The 856-nt window shown below is 44.4% G+C and carries 1 protein-coding gene and 1 pseudogene; both read left to right on the top strand.

Going from position 1 to position 856, the window contains the following annotated elements; translation table 11 throughout:
- The first annotated feature begins 21 nt into the window (after positions 1-21).
- On the top strand, positions 22-207 hold the full coding sequence (locus CIK04_RS27980; protein WP_011081305.1) for a DUF2892 domain-containing protein: 186 nt from the start codon (positions 22-24) through the stop codon (positions 205-207).
- An 88-nt stretch (positions 208-295) separates the two neighbouring features.
- Positions 296-856: pseudogene (locus CIK04_RS27975) on the top strand (FAD/NAD(P)-binding oxidoreductase); the annotation flags it as partial.

Below are 856 nucleotides of genomic sequence, written 5' to 3'. Positions count from 1 at the left end.
CAACAACGAGGAGTGCTTGTTATGACGATTGAAAACGGAGTTCGCATTTTGGCCGGTAGCATGGTGTTGCTATCTCTAGTTCTTACCCAATACGTTCACGAAAATTTTGTTTGGTTGACCGTATTTGTAGGCCTGAATTTGATTCAAAGTGCCTTTACGGGCTTTTGCCCAGCCGTCTTTTTCCTTAAAAAGCTCGGCCTTAAGTAATTCGTTTTATTTGACCGAGTTGTCAGAGTTGTTTGCCTTTTCGCTCTACAATTCGGTCCAATCCTTAAAATCAGAGGTTTGAATATTTATGACTAAAATCGTGATCGTTGGTGGCGTCGCAGGTGGTGCTTCAGCAGCAGCTAGAGCACGTCGTTTGAGTGAAGATGCACAGATAATCATGTTTGAACGTGGTCCTTTTGTCTCTTTTGCGAATTGCGGCTTGCCTTACCACATTGGTGGCGATATCAAAGAACGCAGCAAGCTACTTCTGCAAACACCAGAGAGCTTTCTCGCACGATTTAATGTTGACGTACGTGTCATGAACGAGATTACTGCGATCAAATCGTCACGAAAAACGGTCACCGTCAAAACTTAATCGATGGTAGCGAATACGCTGAAAGTTATGATTTCCTATTATTGAGCCCCGGAGCAGGGCCTGTTGTGCCACCGATTCCTGGTCATCGATAACCTCTTACCCATTCTTTGCGTAACATCCCTGATATGGATCGCATCATTCAAACGATTCAAACCAATAATGTCGAGCATGCTACGGTGGTTGGGGGTGGATTTATCGGCTTAGAAATGATGGAGGCCTTCCATCAATTAGGCATTAAGACCACGTTACTCGAATTGGCGGATCAAGTGATGA

This window comes from Vibrio sp. 03_296, assembly GCF_002265885.1.
The sequence above is the reverse complement of the archived record's forward strand: the minus strand, read 5'-3'. Positions and strand labels throughout refer to the sequence as shown.

Bases quoted from the DNA above. Each gene is read 5' to 3' on its own strand.
- CIK04_RS27980 (WP_011081305.1), top strand. From the start codon at position 22: ATGACGATTGAAAACGGAGTTCGCATTTTGGCCGGTAGCATGGTGTTG.